General features: G+C 69.6%; 15 protein-coding genes and 1 pseudogene. 12 read left to right on the top strand and 4 right to left on the bottom strand.

Features of this window, described 5'->3' with window-relative positions:
- The 3 genes from tpiA to D9T14_RS00980 all read left to right on the top strand — a co-directional run bounded on the left by tpiA (position 1) and on the right by D9T14_RS00980 (position 1,602).
- Entirely contained in the window at positions 1-789 is a 789-nt protein-coding gene (gene tpiA, locus D9T14_RS00990; RefSeq protein WP_119161094.1) for a triose-phosphate isomerase, read from the top strand.
- 166 nt (positions 790-955) lie between these two features.
- A complete protein-coding gene (gene secG / locus D9T14_RS00985) occupies positions 956-1,201 on the top strand; it encodes a preprotein translocase subunit SecG (RefSeq protein WP_119161095.1) in 246 nt (81 codons plus the stop codon).
- A gap of 44 nt (positions 1,202-1,245) precedes the next feature.
- On the top strand, positions 1,246-1,602 hold the full coding sequence (locus D9T14_RS00980) for an RNA polymerase-binding protein RbpA (protein ID WP_119161096.1): 357 nt from the start codon (positions 1,246-1,248) through the stop codon (positions 1,600-1,602).
- A 90-nt stretch (positions 1,603-1,692) separates the two neighbouring features.
- Here D9T14_RS00980 and D9T14_RS00975 read toward each other — a convergent pair whose 3' ends face one another.
- The 4 genes from D9T14_RS00975 to pdxR all read right to left on the bottom strand — a co-directional run bounded on the left by D9T14_RS00975 (position 1,693) and on the right by pdxR (position 6,430).
- Positions 1,693-2,436: a 6-phosphogluconolactonase gene (locus D9T14_RS00975; protein ID WP_119161097.1), complete on the bottom strand. Its 744-nt coding sequence runs from the start codon at positions 2,434-2,436 to the stop codon at positions 1,693-1,695.
- On the bottom strand, positions 2,433-3,341 hold the full coding sequence (locus D9T14_RS00970) for a glucose-6-phosphate dehydrogenase assembly protein OpcA (protein ID WP_119161098.1): 909 nt from the start codon (positions 3,339-3,341) through the stop codon (positions 2,433-2,435). The genes D9T14_RS00975 and D9T14_RS00970 overlap by 4 nt, the downstream gene beginning before the upstream one ends.
- A gap of 13 nt (positions 3,342-3,354) precedes the next feature.
- Positions 3,355-4,896: a glucose-6-phosphate dehydrogenase gene (gene zwf / locus D9T14_RS00965; RefSeq protein WP_119161099.1), complete on the bottom strand. Its 1,542-nt coding sequence runs from the start codon at positions 4,894-4,896 to the stop codon at positions 3,355-3,357.
- A gap of 100 nt (positions 4,897-4,996) precedes the next feature.
- The gene (gene pdxR / locus D9T14_RS00960) at positions 4,997-6,430 is read right to left on the bottom strand and encodes a MocR-like pyridoxine biosynthesis transcription factor PdxR (RefSeq protein WP_119161100.1); all 1,434 of its coding nucleotides are present in this window, start codon (positions 6,428-6,430) and stop codon (positions 4,997-4,999) included.
- A 95-nt stretch (positions 6,431-6,525) separates the two neighbouring features.
- Here pdxR and pdxS point away from each other — a divergent pair, with 95 nt between their 5' ends.
- The 9 genes and pseudogenes from pdxS to D9T14_RS00915 all read left to right on the top strand — a co-directional run bounded on the left by pdxS (position 6,526) and on the right by D9T14_RS00915 (position 14,567).
- Complete coding sequence (gene pdxS, locus D9T14_RS00955) at positions 6,526-7,437, top strand: pyridoxal 5'-phosphate synthase lyase subunit PdxS (RefSeq protein WP_170175736.1); 912 nt, start codon at positions 6,526-6,528, stop codon at positions 7,435-7,437.
- Positions 7,406-8,042, top strand: a pseudogene (pdxT, locus tag D9T14_RS00950) (pyridoxal 5'-phosphate synthase glutaminase subunit PdxT); the annotation flags it as partial. The gene pdxS and the pseudogene pdxT, both read left to right, overlap by 32 nt.
- 191 nt (positions 8,043-8,233) lie before the next feature.
- A complete protein-coding gene (locus D9T14_RS00945) occupies positions 8,234-8,938 on the top strand; it encodes a helix-turn-helix transcriptional regulator (RefSeq protein ID WP_119161103.1) in 705 nt (234 codons plus the stop codon).
- Entirely contained in the window at positions 8,935-10,377 is a 1,443-nt protein-coding gene (gene sufB, locus D9T14_RS00940; protein ID WP_119161104.1) for a Fe-S cluster assembly protein SufB, read from the top strand. Before D9T14_RS00945 ends, sufB begins: the two co-directional genes overlap by 4 nt.
- A gap of 26 nt (positions 10,378-10,403) precedes the next feature.
- Positions 10,404-11,588: a Fe-S cluster assembly protein SufD gene (sufD, locus tag D9T14_RS00935; RefSeq protein WP_170175735.1), complete on the top strand. Its 1,185-nt coding sequence runs from the start codon at positions 10,404-10,406 to the stop codon at positions 11,586-11,588.
- 118 nt (positions 11,589-11,706) lie between these two features.
- Complete coding sequence (gene sufC, locus D9T14_RS00930) at positions 11,707-12,456, top strand: Fe-S cluster assembly ATPase SufC (RefSeq protein ID WP_119161106.1); 750 nt, start codon at positions 11,707-11,709, stop codon at positions 12,454-12,456.
- The gene (locus D9T14_RS00925; protein WP_119161107.1) at positions 12,446-13,699 is read left to right on the top strand and encodes a cysteine desulfurase; all 1,254 of its coding nucleotides are present in this window, start codon (positions 12,446-12,448) and stop codon (positions 13,697-13,699) included. The genes sufC and D9T14_RS00925 overlap by 11 nt, the downstream gene beginning before the upstream one ends.
- Complete coding sequence (sufU, locus tag D9T14_RS00920) at positions 13,699-14,160, top strand: Fe-S cluster assembly sulfur transfer protein SufU (RefSeq protein ID WP_119161108.1); 462 nt, start codon at positions 13,699-13,701, stop codon at positions 14,158-14,160. The genes D9T14_RS00925 and sufU overlap by 1 nt, the downstream gene beginning before the upstream one ends.
- Positions 14,157-14,567 carry a metal-sulfur cluster assembly factor gene (locus D9T14_RS00915; protein ID WP_119161109.1) on the top strand — a complete coding sequence of 137 codons (411 nt, stop codon included), beginning with the start codon at positions 14,157-14,159 and terminating at the stop codon, positions 14,565-14,567. The genes sufU and D9T14_RS00915 overlap by 4 nt, the downstream gene beginning before the upstream one ends.
- The last annotated feature ends 41 nt before the right edge of the window (positions 14,568-14,608 follow it).

The following is a 14,608-nucleotide window of genomic DNA, read 5'->3' as shown; positions in this document are numbered from 1 at the left end:
ATGGCACGCAAGCCGATCATGGCCGGCAACTGGAAGATGAACATGAACCACGTCGACGCCGTCGGCCTGGTCCAGAAACTGGCCTTCACACTGCAGGACAAGGGCTACGACCCGGATGCCTCCGAGTGCGTCGTCATTCCGCCGTTCACCGACATCCGTACCGTTCAGACCCTCGTCGAGGGCGACAAGCTCCCGATCGTCTACGGCGCCCAGGACGTCTCCGAGCACGACGACGGAGCCTACACCGGCGACATCAGCGCCGACATGCTCACCAAGCTCGGTTGCACCTACGTGGTCATCGGGCACTCGGAGCGCCGCCAGTACCACGGCGAGACCGACGAACTCGTCAACGCCAAGGCCGTCAAGGCCCTCTCCAAGGGCCTCACGCCGATCATCTGCGTCGGCGAGTCCCTGGAGGTCCGCAAGGCCGGCCAGCACGTCGAGTTCACCGTCGACCAGGTCAGGGGGGCGCTCGCCGGCATCCCCGCCGAGCAGGTCGCCGGACTCGTCATCGCCTACGAGCCCGTCTGGGCCATCGGTACGGGTGAGGTCGCCACCCCTGAGGACGCCCAGGAGGTCTGCGGCGCCATCCGCGCGGCCGTCACCGAGCTGTACGACGAGGCCACCGGCGAGGCCGTGCGCATCCAGTACGGGGGTTCGGTCAAGCCCGGCTCCGTGGCCGCCATCATGGCCAAGCCCGACATCGACGGCGCGCTCGTCGGCGGCGCCAGCCTGAAGCCCGACGACTTCGCGGCCATCGTCCGCTTCTACGCCATGGCCCAGGCCTGATCAGGGTTCCAGCACTGGGGCGTCCGGCAGTGGCCGGGCGCCCCAGTGCTTTCCGTGGGGCGCGTGACCGGTTCCCCGCCCGCAGTGCCGGTCGGAGTTCTGGTGGGACGGCTCCGGGCGGCCTTGAGATGTGGGATAAAATCCCCTGGTGATGCTTATTCCGCTCATGACATGGCCCATCACGACGTTGTCCATCGTGCTCGTGGTGCTGAGCTTCACCCTCACCGCGTTCATCCTCCTGCACCGGAGCCGCGGCGGTGGCCTGTCGGATCTGTTCGGTGGCGGCATGACCACCTCGACAAGTGGTACGTCCTCGGCCGAGCGCATGCTCGACAGGCTCACGATCATCATCGGCCTGTTGTGGGTTGCCTGCATCCTCGGCCTGCTCACGCTGTACCGCGTGACGGCCTGAGTCGATCCACACACGCATCACCCCTTTTGATAGGAGCATCCACTGTGGCCAGTGGCAGCGCAATTCGTGGTAGCCGTGTCGGCGCCGGTCCGATGGGCGAGGCCGAGCGCGGTGAGACTGCGCCCCGCATCCAGGTCTCGTACTACTGCACGAACGGGCACGTGACGCGCCCCTCGTTCGCCGAGGAGGCCGAGGTCCCGCAGGACTGGGAGTGCATCAGGTGCGGCCTGCCCGCCAGCCTGGACCAGCACAACCCGCCTCCGGCCCCGCGGAACACCCCGTACAAGACCCATCTGGCCTATGTGAAGGAACGCCGCAGCGACAAGGAGGCGGCAGCCATCCTCAAGGAGGCCCTGGCCAACCTCAAGGCGCGCCGGCGCAGCGGCGAGGTCATCTACTGACCCGGCTCTCCCCCTGGGGGACGAGGCCATCAGGGCGCCCGGAAACACTCGCCGGCGACGGTCGTGCCGCCGGTTCCCCGGGGGCATCGGTCACAGATCGCACTGGAAGTAGGGCACCTGCTCCGCCGACGCCCGGTCGACGAACCAGATCGTCTGGTCCGTGCCGCGGACCTGGGCCGCAGGGGTGCGCGGATCGCCCCTGAGCGTGTCGGCCAGGCAGCCCGCGATCGCCGCGCCACTGGCCAGGCCCCAGATGTGGCGGGACCGGTTGATCGCGTTGTAGGTCAGCGTGATCTGCTCGGGCGGGCCCTCCGGCGCGTCGGTGACGCCGATCGCGAGCAGGTTGAGGCTGCTCTGCATCGTGAAGCTCGGATGCCGAGGGAAGATCGAGGCCACTCGCCCGCCCAGCCCCAGCTCGAGCAGGCAGATGTCGAAGACCGTCTCGCCGAGCTCCTTCGCGTAGATGTAGGCGGCGTCGTCCGGGTCCGCCGAGCCGTTGGAACTCGGCATGGCGTGGATGTTCGCCGGCGGCACGGCGAGGGCGCCGCCCAGGACCCCCAGCGTCGCCAGCGAGTTGCGTGAGGGATCGGCCGTGGTGACGAAGGCCTCCGAGCTCCACCACAGGTGCAGCCCGGCCGGATTGATGCTGCCCGAGCGGGCCAGCGACGCCAAGTGACCGCACACCATGCGCTCGGCGCGGCCTCCGCACAGGCACAGATGGGCCGCGCCGCGCTCTGCCTGCGCCTGGGCCAGGGTGTTCACCAGGTGCTTGCTCACCTCCCCGGCGAGTTCGTTCTCGTCCGCGTAGCGCAGGACGTACGGGGCACTGCTCATCGTTCTGCCCTCTCTGCCAGCCGTGCCAGTGCCTGGGTGAGGATCGCGTCCGGGTCGAGACGGCGCAGCTCCTCACTCAGCAGTGCCACGGTGCCACGTCGGCCCAGGGCCGCCGTGCGCGCCGGCTGGCCCGGGATGATGAAGGACGCATCGGCAGGTCTGGTGCGGTGCACGGCGACCTCGCCGGCCTCGGTCTGCAGGCGGACGGCCGTCACCCCCGGGCCCATCGAGGTCCTGACCTCGACCGGTACGCCGAGGCGGGCGTCCAGCCAGGCGGCGAACAGTTCGGCCGGGGCGTTGTCGGCGGCGGCCTCGACGACCGCGGACTGGACGGGCAGCCGGCACTGGTCGAGCGCCGAGGCCACCAGTGCCCGCCAGCGCGTCAGGCGGGTCCACGACAGGTCGGTGTCGGCGTCGCTGTGCTCGCCGTTGGCGCGGGCGATCAGGGCGGCGACCGGGTCGTCGGCGTTGGTCGCATCGGTGATGCGGCGCTGGGCGAGCGCACCGATGGGGTCCATGCCGGGCAGCTCGGGTCCGCGGCCGGGCCACCAGGCGACGACCGGCAGGTCCGGCAGCAGCAGCGGCAGGACGACCGAGTCGCCCCGGCCGACGAGGTCACCGGTCAGGCGCAGGGTGATCATGTCGCCGGGCGTTCCCTCACCGACCCTGATCTCGGCGTCCATCGCGGTCGGCCTGTCCTTGCTGCCCTCGATGACGACGATGATCCGCGAGGGGTGCTCGATGGCGGTGGCCTGCGCGGCGTCGAAGGCGTCGGAGTACTGGCGGGTGGTGCTCACGACGATGAGCGTCATGACCAGCCCGGAGGCGGCGCCGGTGGAGCGGCGGGCGGCCAGCGCCCGCGAGGCCACCTCGGCCGAGTTCGTGTTGGTGAGTTCGATGATCATCTCTCGTGACCTCCTAGGGGCGACGCCAGACGAAACCATCGTTGGCCAGCATGCGGGCGCCGCTGGCGGGCCCCCACGTGCCGGAGGTGTACTGCTCCGGCCGGCCCTGGGCGGCCCAGTGAGCCAGGACCGGGTCGAGCAGCCGCCAGGAGAGCTCGACCTCCTCCTGCTGGGGGAAGAGCGGGGGCTCGCCGAGCAGGACGTCGAGGATGAGGCGTTCATAGGCCTCGGGGCTGGACTCGTTGAACGAGTCGGCGTAGGCGAAGTCCATGCTGACCTGGCGGATCTCCATGGCCGTGGCCGGCACCTTGGCTCCGAAGTGCATCGAGACGCCCTCGTCCGGTTGGATGCGCAGGACGAGCGCGTTGGTGCCCAGCTCACGGGTCTCGGTGTTGTCGAACGGCAGGTGCGGGGCGCGTTTGAACATGAGCGCGATCTCGGTGACACGGCGTGGCATGCGCTTGGCGGTGCGCAGGTAGAAGGGCACGCCGGCCCAGCGGCGGGTGTCGATGTCGAAGCGGATCGCCGCATAGGTCTCGGTGGTCGAGTCGGGCGCGATGCCCTCCTCGTCGAGGTAGCCGATGACCTCGTTGCCGCCCTGCCACCCGGCGGCGTACTGGCCGCGCGCGGTGTGGGCGTCCAGGTCATCGGGCACCCGCGCCGCGGCGAGGACCTTCTGTTTCTCGATGCGCAGCTGAGCGGCATCGACGCTGTTCGGCTCCTCCATGGCGGTCAGGGCCATCAGCTGGAGCAGGTGGTTCTGGATGACGTCCCGGGCGGCGCCGATGCCGTCGTAGTAACCGGCCCGGCCGCCGATGCCGATGTCCTCGGCCATCGTGATCTGCACGTGGCTGACGTAGTTGTTGTTCCAGATCGGTTCGAACATCTGGTTCGAGAAGCGCAGGGCCAGCAGGTTCTGCACGGTCTCCTTGCCCAGGTAGTGGTCGATGCGGAAGACCGACTCGGCCGGGAATGCCCTGGACAGGGTGTCGTACAGTCCGCGGGAGCTGGCCAGGTCGTGCCCGAAGGGCTTCTCGATGACGACGCGCTTCCAGCCGGTCGACTGGTCGGTCATGCCGTGGCAGGTGAGCTGGTCGATGACCTTCTCGAAACGGCTCGGGGGCACTGACAGGTAGAAGGCGTGGTTGCCGCCCGTGCCCTGCCGGGCGTCCAGCTCGTCGAGCGTGCCGTGCAGGCGCTCGAAGGTGCTGTCGTCGTCGAAGTCGCCCCAGACGAACCGGATCCCGGCGACGAGCTGTTTCCAGGTCTCGTCATTGAACGGTGTCCGGGCGTTCTCCTGCACGTGCCCCTTGACGATCTCGGCGAACTGGGCGTCGGTGTAGTCACGACGGGCCACGCCGACCAGGCCGAACCCGGGCGGCAGCAGCCCGCGGTTGGCCAGGTCGTAGACGGCGGGCAGGAGCTTCTTGCGGGACAGATCGCCGCTCACGCCGAAGAAGACGAGCGCGCAGGGCCCCGCGATGTGGGGCATGCGGCTGTCCTGCGGGTCGTAGAGCGGGTTGACCCACTCCTGCGGGGCTGCGGCTGGGCTCATGGGGTCCTTTCGGAGGATGGGGACGATCCCCAAGGGTAACCCGCGGGCGCATGCTCTCCCAGACATTCCCGCCAGGCTCCCGCCGGGGTGCGCACATCCGTCATGCCGCGTCCTGGCAGGCCGCGGCGATCGTCGCCAGCGCGGACCTCAGCTGGGCTTCCGGGACGTGGGCGAAACCGAAGACGATGCCCTGCTCCCGGCCGGCCGGGCCCCAGCGGCCGGCCAGGTCACCAACGAGGACGCCGCGGGCCCCGGCGGCCTCGACGATTCGCGCACCCGGCGCGTCGGTGAGCACGACGGCCTGAAGGCCGCTCACCAGCGGGGCCAGTCTGCCGCCCGGGACGGCCGCGAGGCGATCCATGACGATGCGACGGCGTGACCGGTAGCGGCGCCGCATCCGCTGGATGTGCCGCCGCAGCTCCCCGCTGGCCAGGTATCCGGCCAGGGCCTGCTGGGTGATCGCGCTGGCCGCCGGACCGAGGGCGCGCCGGTGGTCCAGGAGGGGCCCCAGCAGGGCGGGCGGTGCCACGGCGTAGCCGGTCGCCAGGGCCGGTGACAGCACCGTCGAGAAGGTACCGAGCATGAGGACGCAGCCCTGGTCCGGATCGTCGAGGGCCGCCAGCGGCGGCAGCGGCATGCCGACGTAGCGCAGCTCGGAGTCGTAGTCGTCCTCGATGACGAGCACCCGACCCGCCTGTGCCCAGGCCAGCAGCTCCTGGCGGCGCCGGACCGACAGCACCCCGCCGTGCGGGTACTGGTGGCTGGGGGTCACGATGACCGCGTCCAGCGAGGCCGCATCCGGCAGCCGGTCCGTGACCAGGCCGCCGCCATCGGTTGCCAGCTCGATGGTCTGGTGGCCGAGGGCTGCGGGAAGCAGCGACAGTGCGGGATGGCCGGGGCTCTCCACCCCGATCCCCAGCCGGCCCGGCTCGCCCCCGCGCCCCGAACTCCTGCGCAGCGCCGAGAGCGCGCCGAGCGCGAGGGCGAGCCCCTCCCTGGCGCCGGCCGTGATGAGAAGCTGATCGGGCGGACGCACGAGGGACCGCATGAGACGAAGGTGCTCGGCGATCTCGCTGCGCAGGGCCGCGAGCCCGGCCGGATCGGTCGACGCGCCAGGACTGGACAGCGCCTCACGCCACGCGCGCCGCCAGGGCGCCGAATCGATGGCCGAGATGTCCGGGTGACCCGGGCGCAGATCGAGCAGCCCGCCAGCCGGCGCCTCGCTGCTGTGCCCCGGGCGGGCCTGCTGGCGGCGTCCCGGGCCCCGCGCTGCGATCTGGGCCACGCGCGTGCCCGAACCCCGGGCTGCGACCAGATAGCCCTCGGCCTCGAGCTGGTCGAAGGCCGTCACGACCGTGCCGCGGGCCACCCCCAGCGTGGCGGCCAGGGCCCGGGTCGAGGGCAGGGCATCGCCCGCCGCAAGGGTGCCCGCCTCGATGAGCCCCCGTACGCCGGTGACGATCTGGCGGGTCAGCGGCGCCCGGGCGCTGCGGTCGAGGACGAGCGGGGGATGGACCACCAGATCGTTGCGCATGGTGCCACTGTCTCATCCGAGATGAGAAGTGGTCCACTGGGAAAGGTCAGATGTGGATCTTGTAGTGATCCAGTTGCCGGGCTGGAATGGCGATCATGACGACGCAGACCACCACACCGGCCCCGACCCGAACAGCCACCACCCGCGTCAAGAGAGGGCTGGCCGACATGCTGAAGGGCGGCGTCATCATGGACGTCGTCACCCCCGAACAGGCCAGGATCGCCGAGGACGCCGGCGCCAGCGCCGTCATGGCCCTCGAGCGCGTTCCCGCCGACATCCGGGCCCAGGGCGGGGTGGCGCGCATGAGCGACCCGGGCCTCATCGAGGGCATCGTCGATGCGGTCTCGATCCCCGTCATGGCGAAGGCGCGCATCGGCCACTTCGTCGAGGCCCAGGTGCTGCAGGCGCTCAAGATCGACTACATCGACGAGTCCGAGGTGCTCTCCCCGGCCGACTACACGCACCACATCAACAAGTGGGACTTCGACGTCCCCTTCGTCTGCGGTGCCACGAACCTGGGCGAGGCCCTGCGGCGCATCACCGAGGGCGCCGCCATGATCCGTTCCAAGGGCGAGGCCGGCACCGGCGACGTCTCCGAGGCCGTCAGGCACCTGCGCACCATCCGTGACGAGATCGCCCGGTTGCGTGGCCTCGATCCCGACGAGCTCTACGTCGCCGCCAAGGAGCTGCAGGCCCCCCACGACCTGGTCCGCGAGGTCGCCGAGACCGGCGAGCTGCCCGTCGTGCTCTTCGTCGCCGGCGGCGTGGCCACCCCGGCCGACGCGGCGCTCGTCATGCAGCTCGGTGCCCAGGGCGTCTTCGTCGGCTCTGGCATCTTCAAGTCCGGCAACCCGGCGGCCCGGGCCGCCGCCATCGTCAAGGCCACCGCCATGTACGACCGGCCAGAGATCATCGCCGAGGCCTCCCGCGACCTCGGGGAGGCCATGGTCGGCATCAACGTCGCCGACGTGCCCGCCCCGCACCGCCTGGCCGAGCGCGGCTGGTGAGCGCGCCGAGCGAGGCCCCGCTGGTCGGTGTCCTGGCGCTTCAGGGCGGTGTCGACGAGCATCTCGGTGCCCTGAGAGCCAGTGGCGCCCGCGTCCGTGCCGTCCGCATGCCGGCCGAACTCGATGCGCTGGACGCCATCGTGATCCCCGGCGGGGAGTCCACCGTGCTCGACCGTCTCATGCGCGTCTTCGGCCTCGCCACGCCGCTGCGCGAGGCCATCGCCGCCGGCCTGCCGGTGCTGGCCACCTGCGCCGGGATGGTCCTGTGCGCCCATGAACTGCACGATGCCGCACCCGGGCAGCATGTCCTGGGCGTTCTCGACATCGGCGTGCGCCGCAATGCCTTCGGCACCCAGCTCGACTCCTTCGAGACGCGGCTGGACGTCGGCGGCATCGGCGAGGACATCGAGGCCGTCTTCATCCGGGCCCCCGCCGTCACCCGCGTCGGCGACGGTGTCCGCGTCATCGCGACGGTGGGGGAGCGGATCGTCGGTGTGCGGCAGGGGGCGATCACCGCGCTGGCCTTTCATCCCGAACTCACCGACGACCATCGGATGCATCACTCCCTCGTCGAGCAGGCCCGGGATCACCGGAACCGGACCTGACCGGCTGCTGCGCGCCGGTCGCGGCGTCCTGCCCCCGTGCGGGTGGCCTCCCCTCCGGCCGTGGCGCGCCCAGATGATCGATTCAAATCAGGTAAGCCTTACCTTGAGAATGGTGAATCCCCTAGCTGGCGTCGTGATTCGCTGTGGACGATGGAGTTTGACTGCGCCCTGATTTTGGAAACAATAGGGTTATGAAAACGGTGGCGGAACCCGGGAACGAGCCCGAGCGGGGCGAGTACTCCACCCGTCACCGGGTACTGCACGAACTCCTCGTCAACGGGCCTGCGACGACCGGCGAACTCGCCGAGCGGCTCGGCGTCACTCCGACCGCCATCCGCCGCCACCTGGGCGTCCTCGAATCCTCCGGCCAGCTCGTCGAGAAGGAGCGCTACGTCCGCGGCCGGCGCCGCAGGGGGCGGCCCGCCAAGGAGTACGCCCTCACCGACCGCGGCCGCTCGGCCTTTTTCCAAGACTACGACACCCTTGCCCTGCAGGCGCTCGGCGCCCTCGTCGAGGCGGCCGGCCCAGAGGCCGTCGTCGCGGTGGGGGAGCGCCGCTACGGCGAGGTCGAGGCCAGGTACCACCAGCTCCGCGCGGAGGCCCCGGACGCCGACCCGGTCGAGGCGTTGGCCATCGTCCTTCGCGAGGAGGGCTACGCGGCCCACGTCAGCGAGGTGCCAGGCGGCCACCAGTTGTGCCAGTATCACTGTCCGGTCGCCCATGTGGCGGCCGAGTATCCGCAGCTGTGCGAGGCGGAGACGAGCATGTTCGCCAGGCTCTTCGACACTCCGGTGCAGCGGATCGCTACCATCGCCCACGGCGACGGTGTCTGCACCACCAACATCCCGTTGGGCGCCCCCAACGGCCATCACAAGCGGGAGGCAACACGCGCATGACGCAGGTTGACACGAGGCTCGAGGACAGGATCGCCGAGCGCGACGAGCTGGTCGAGGACCTGACCACCTACAAGTACGGCTGGCACGATGCCGACGACTACTCGGCCGCCTTCCAGCGCGGCCTCTCCGAGGAGGTCGTGCGCAGCATCTCCGGTCTCAAGGACGAGCCGGAATGGATGCTCGAGCGGCGGCTGAAGGGCCTGGAGCAGTTCGAGCGCAAACCGCTGCCCACCTGGGGCTGTGATCTGTCCCGGCTGCGCTTCGACGACATCAAGTACTTCGTCCGGGCCCAGGACAAGCCGGCCAGTGACTGGAACGACCTGCCCGAGGACATCAAGAACACCTACGACCGGCTGGGCATCCCAGAGGCCGAGCGGGCGCGCCTGGTCGATGGCGTCGCCGCCCAGTACGAGTCCGAGGTGGTCTACCACAAGATCAACGAGGAACTCGGCCGTCAGGGCGTCATCTTCACCGACACCGACACCGGTCTGCGGGAGTACCCCGAGCTCTTCGAGGAGTACTTCGGCACGGTCATCCCCGCCGGCGACAACAAGTTCGCGGCGCTGAACACGGCCGTGTGGAGCGGCGGCACGTTCATCTACGTGCCCAAGGGGGTGCACTGCACCATTCCGCTGCAGGCCTACTTCCGGATGAACACCGAGAACCTCGGCCAGTTCGAGCGGACGCTCATCATCGTCGACGAGGGCGCCTACGTGCACTACGTCGAGGGCTGCACCGCCCCCATCTACAAGACCGACTCGCTGCACGCCGCCATCGTCGAGATCATCGTCGGTAAGAACGCGCGCTGCCGCTACACGACCATCCAGAACTGGTCGAACAACGTCTACAACCTGGTGACCCAGCGGGCCACCGTCGCCGAGGGCGGCACGATGGAGTGGATCGACGGCAATATCGGGTCCAAGGCCAACATGAAGTACCCGGCCTGCCTGCTCATGGGTCCCCACGCCAAGGGCGAGGCCCTGTCGATCGCCTTCGCCGGGGAGGGCCAGCACCAGGACACCGGCGCCAAGATGGTGCACACCGCTCCGCACACGTCGAGCACGATCGTCTCGAAGTCCATCAGCCGCAACGGTGGCCGCACCGGCTATCGCGGTCTGGTCGCGGTGGCCGAGGGAGCCCACCACGCGATGTCCTCGGTCAAGTGCGATGCCCTGCTCGTCGACAACGTCTCGCGCTCCGACACGTATCCTTACGTGGACGTGCGGACCGACGACGTGCAGATGGAGCACGAGGCCACCATCTCCAAGATCTCGGAGGACCAGCTGTTCTACCTGATGCAGCGCGGCCTCGACGAGGACGAGGCCCGTGCCATGATCGTGCGCGGCTTCGTCGAGCCCATCGCTCGCGAGCTGCCCATGGAGTACGCACTCGAACTGAACCGCCTCATCGAGCTGCAGATGGAAGGCGCGGTGGGCTGATGTCGCAGAGGAATGGAGCTGTTGCCGTGGCTGAACCGGTGAGCGCGAGTGCCGAGGCTGTGAGCGGTGCCATCGAGACCATCGCCTCGCACCTGCATCCGAGGGTCTCGTGGGATCTCGACGACCACCCCCTGCCATCGGGACGCGAGGAGGTCTGGCGGTTCACCCCCATCGACGCGCTGAAGGGCCTGCTCACCAGCGGGCCGACCAACACCGAGCTCGACTGCGAACTCAGGCTGCCCGCAGGCGTGACCGCCACGTTCATCGAGGGTGATGCCGTGCGTGCCGCCGCCGTCGAGCCCCCGGCCGATCGCACCTCCGCCGTCGCCGCCGCCAACACGGGCCGGGCCCGTCTCGTGCAGGTGCCCGCCGGCCTTGAACTCGACGAACCGGTCGAACTCAACTTCACCGGCACCGGCACGGAGGACTTCGCCTACGGGCAGACGATCATCGAGGTCGGCGCCAACGCCACGGCCCAGGTCCTGCTGCGCTACGAGGGCTTGGCCCAGGTGGCGGACAAGGTCGACGTGCGGGTCGGCGAGGGTGCGCACGTCGACGTGGTCACCTTGCAGGACTGGGCGCCCGACGCCGTGCACGTGGGGCAGTTCTCCCTGCTCGTCGGTCATGACGCCGCCGTCCGCACCGTACAGGCCTCGCTCGGCGGGGCGATCACCCGCATGCTCGAACGCGCCAGCTACGAGTCCGCCGGTGGCGAACTCGAGCAGTTCGGTCTCTACTTCGTCGACTCGGGACGGCACGTCGAGCACCGCCTGTTCGTCGACCACAACCAGCCGCTGAGCCGCTCGAACATCGACTATCGCGGTGCCCTGCAGGACAAGGGCTCGCTCGGCGTGTGGGTGGGCGATGTGCTCATCCGCAAGGAGGCCGAGGGCATCAGCACGTACGAGGCCAACAAGAACCTGCTGCTCACCGAGGGCGCCCGCGCCGAGTCGATCCCCAACCTCGAGATCGCCACCGGCGCGATCGAGGGCGCCGGCCACTCCTCGACCACCGGCCGCTTCGACGACGAGCAGTTGTTCTACCTGCGCAGCCGCGGTATCCCCGAGGACGAGGCGCGCCGCCTGGTCGTCCAGGGCTTCTTCGTGGAGATCGTCCGACGGATCGGCATCCCCGAGGTGGCCGAACGCCTCATCGCCGTCGTCGAGCGCCAGCTGGACGCGATCGCCCCCGATGGGGGCGCCGAGAAGTGAACTCCCCGAACCCGGGCCGGCTCGCTGAGCAGGCCCCAGCACCCATGTACCCCGTTCGCGTCGAGGGCGCCCCCGTTCTCGTCGACGTCGAGTACCTCGTGAAGGAGAACTGAGAACGATGGCTGAACTCGTCATCAAGGATCTGCATGTCGACGTCGACACCGAGAATGGCCCCAAGGAGATCCTCAAGGGCGTCGACCTGACCGTCAGGGACGGTGAGGTGCACGCCATCATGGGCCCGAACGGCTCCGGCAAGTCGACCCTGGCCTACGCGGTCGCCGGCCACCCCAAGTACACCATCACGCAGGGCTCGGTGCTGCTCGACGGCGTCGAACTGTCCGAGCTGTCGGTCGACGAGCGCGCCCGTGCCGGCCTCTTCCTCGGCATGCAGTACCCGGTCGAGGTGCCCGGCGTCTCGATGGCCAACTTCCTGCGCACCGCCAAGACGGCGCTGGCCGGCGAGGCCCCCAAGGTGAGGACCTGGCCCAAGCAGGTCAACGAGGCCCTGACCGTCATGGACCTGTCCAGTGACTTCGCCGAACGTTCCGTCAACGAGGGCTTCTCCGGCGGTGAGAAGAAGCGCGGCGAGATCGCCCAGCTCGAACTGCTCGACCCGCGGGCCGCCATCCTCGACGAGATCGACTCCGGTCTTGACATCGACGCCCTGCGGGTCGTCTCGGCCGGTATCGAGAGGTTCGCCAGGAAACCGGACAAGCTGGTGCTGCTCATCACGCACTACACGCGCATCCTGCGCTACGTGCGCCCCGACCGCGTCCACGTCTTCGTCGACGGCCGCGTCAAGGTCTCCGGCGGGCCCGAGCTCGCCGACAATCTCGAGGAGCGGGGCTACGAGCAGTATGCCAAGTGATGTCGACGTCGAGGCGATCCGCCGCGACTTCCCGATCCTGCGGCGCCAGGTGGGCTCACGCCCACTCGTCTACCTGGACAGCGCGAACACCTCCCAGAAACCGGCGAGCGTCATCGGGGCGCTGACGGAGCACTACCGCGAGCACAACGCCAACGTCGCCCGCGCCATGCACGCGCTCGGAGCGGAGTCGACGGCCGGCTACGAGGGCGCCCGCGCGAAGATCGCCGGTTTCATCGGGGCGAAGGATCCCGCGGAGGTCGTCTTCACCAAGAACGCCTCCGAGGCCCTCAACCTGGTGGCCAACACGCTCGGTGCCCGGCTCGGTCCGGGCGACGAGATCGTCCTCTCGGTGATGGAGCACCACTCGAACCTCATCCCGTGGCAGATGGTGTGCGAGCGCACCGGGGCCACGCTGCGCTGGTTCGACATCACCGAGGAGGGCCGGCTCGACCTGGCGGCCGCCGAACGCGACGGGCTCATCAACGAGCGCACCAGGATCGTCTCGCTGGCCTGGGTCTCCAACGTGCTGGGCACCGTCAACCCCATCGCGCGGATCGCCGAGCAGGCCCACGCCGTCGGCGCCGTCATGGTCGCCGACGGCTCCCAGGGGGTGCCCCAGCTGCCCACCGACGTGTCCGGACTCGGCGTCGACCTGCTGGCCTTCACCGGCCACAAGATGCTCGGCCCGACCGGCGTCGGCGTCCTGTGGGGCAGGCGCGCCCTGCTCGAGGAGCTGCCCCCCTTCCTCGGCGGCGGCGAGATGATCGGCGTCGTCACCATGGAGGGGGCCACCTGGGCCGAGCTGCCGCACAAGTTCGAGGCCGGTACGCCCCCGATCGCCCAGGCCGTCGGCCTCGGCGCCGCCGTGGACTACCTCACGGGCGTCGGCATGGATCGGGTCGCCGCCCACGAGCACGAGATCACCGAGTACGCCCTGGCGCGGCTCGGCGAGATCCCCGCCGTGCACGTCATGGGGCCGGCCACCGCCGTCGACCGCGGCGGAGCGATCAGTTTCACCGTCGACGAGGTGCACCCGCACGACCTCATGCAACTGCTCGACTCACGGGGGGTCGCGGTGCGCGGCGGTCACCACTGCGCCGAGCCGCTGCACCGCCGCCTCGGCGTGCAGAGTTCGGCCCGCGCGTCCGGGTATCTTTACACGACGAAGGCCGAGATCGACGCCCTCTGCGAGGCCATCGTCTGGGCGCACGATTTCTTCACTGGGAAGCTGAGAGGTCGCTGATGAACGTCGAGGAGATGTACCAGGACATCATCCTGGACCACTATCGCCAGAAGCATCACAGCGGCCTGCGCACCCCCTTCGGCGCCGAGGTGCACCACGTGAACCCGAGCTGCGGCGACGAGCTGACTCTGCGTGTGGCGCTCGACGGCGACCGGATCGGTGACGTGAGCTACGCCGGTGAGGGATGCTCCATCTCCCAGGCCTCCAGCTCGGTCATGACGGACCTGGTCATCGGCCACACGGTCGAGGAGGCCATGGCGGTCTTCGCAGTGTTCAAACAGATGATGGAGGGCCAGGGCCGGGTCGAACCCGACGAGGACGTCCTGGAGGACGCGATCGCGTTCGCCGGCGTCGCGCAGTTCCCGGCGCGCGTCAAGTGCGCCATGCTGAGCTGGATGGCCCTACGCGACGCGCTCGCCCGCGCCGGCGCGACAATCAGCGACGAGAAGGAGGCAGGATGACTGAGCAGCAGTCCCCCAGCGGTGACCCGACCCCCGGGCAGCGCCCGTCCGACCTGGTGCGCGACAGGCTGCCCGATGCTCCGGCCGGCGTCACCGAACCCCCGACCCAGGACCAGGTTCTCGAGGCCCTCAAGGAGGTCATCGACCCCGAACTCATGGTCAACGTCGTCGACCTGGGGCTCGTCTACGGCGTCGAGGTCGACGAGGAGGCCAACGTCGTCGTCGACATGACGCTGACGAGCCCGGCCTGCCCGCTCACCGACCAGCTCGAGTGGGGTGCCCAGTCCGCTCTCGACGGGCTCGTGAACTCGGTGACGATCAACTGGGTCTGGCTGCCGCCGTGGACCCTGGACCGGATCACCGACGACGGCCGGGAGCAGCTGCGCTACATCGGTTTCAACGTCTGACCGGCCGGCCCGGGGCTGCCCGGTGCCATGCCTCGGGCAGC

This window comes from Propionibacterium australiense (assembly GCF_003666605.1).
Taxonomy (GTDB): Bacteria; Actinomycetota; Actinomycetes; order Propionibacteriales; family Propionibacteriaceae; genus Propionibacterium; species Propionibacterium australiense.
This window is presented reverse-complemented; position numbering and strand designations above follow the sequence as displayed.

Excerpts from the sequence above, each read along its gene's own strand:
- D9T14_RS00970 (WP_119161098.1), bottom strand. The coding sequence starts at position 3,341 with ATGATCATCGAACTCACCAACACGAACTCGGCCGAGGTGGCCTCGCGG.
- D9T14_RS00975 (WP_119161097.1), bottom strand. The coding sequence starts at position 2,436 with ATGAGCAGTGCCCCGTACGTCCTGCGCTACGCGGACGAGAACGAACTC.
- pdxS (WP_170175736.1), top strand. The coding sequence starts at position 6,526 with ATGACGACGCAGACCACCACACCGGCCCCGACCCGAACAGCCACCACC.
- sufU (WP_119161108.1), top strand. The coding sequence starts at position 13,699 with ATGAACGTCGAGGAGATGTACCAGGACATCATCCTGGACCACTATCGC.
- D9T14_RS00945 (WP_119161103.1), top strand. The coding sequence starts at position 8,234 with ATGAAAACGGTGGCGGAACCCGGGAACGAGCCCGAGCGGGGCGAGTAC.
- D9T14_RS00925 (WP_119161107.1), top strand. The coding sequence starts at position 12,446 with ATGCCAAGTGATGTCGACGTCGAGGCGATCCGCCGCGACTTCCCGATC.
- sufC (WP_119161106.1), top strand. The coding sequence starts at position 11,707 with ATGGCTGAACTCGTCATCAAGGATCTGCATGTCGACGTCGACACCGAG.
- zwf (WP_119161099.1), bottom strand. The coding sequence starts at position 4,896 with ATGAGCCCAGCCGCAGCCCCGCAGGAGTGGGTCAACCCGCTCTACGAC.
- D9T14_RS00915 (WP_119161109.1), top strand. The coding sequence starts at position 14,157 with ATGACTGAGCAGCAGTCCCCCAGCGGTGACCCGACCCCCGGGCAGCGC.
- tpiA (WP_119161094.1), top strand. The coding sequence starts at position 1 with ATGGCACGCAAGCCGATCATGGCCGGCAACTGGAAGATGAACATGAAC.
- sufB (WP_119161104.1), top strand. The coding sequence starts at position 8,935 with ATGACGCAGGTTGACACGAGGCTCGAGGACAGGATCGCCGAGCGCGAC.
- pdxR (WP_119161100.1), bottom strand. The coding sequence starts at position 6,430 with ATGCGCAACGATCTGGTGGTCCATCCCCCGCTCGTCCTCGACCGCAGC.
- secG (WP_119161095.1), top strand. The coding sequence starts at position 956 with ATGACATGGCCCATCACGACGTTGTCCATCGTGCTCGTGGTGCTGAGC.